Here is a 272-nt window from a genome sequence, read left to right on the forward strand (position 1 = left end):
ACGACGTACAGGGCGGCGGAGGTGTTGTCGGCGATCACGTCGGGCAGCGAGAAGGTGAAGTTGGCGTACCGGGAGTCGATGACCTCCAGCGCGGGGGCGACGGCGCGGACCGCGTCGGTGAACGGCGTCCCGGGTGTCGGCGGCCGGTCGAGGAGGAAGGCGATCTCCGGCTCGACCCGGGGGTGGATCAGCCCGCAGATGTCGACGTTGCCGCCGTCGGGCACCTGCGTGGTGTCGGTGAGCTGGCCGAGGATCGGCTCATCGACGCCGAC

At 71.0% G+C, this 272-nt stretch carries 1 pseudogene; it reads right to left on the reverse strand.

The features are described 5' to 3' along the window. Window positions 1–272: pseudogene (locus ACFHWT_RS31590) on the reverse strand (4-oxalocrotonate decarboxylase); the annotation flags it as partial.

Origin of the sequence: Micromonospora sp. LOL_021 (assembly GCF_048060215.1) — a bacterium.
Taxonomy (GTDB): domain Bacteria; phylum Actinomycetota; class Actinomycetes; order Mycobacteriales; family Micromonosporaceae; genus Micromonospora_E.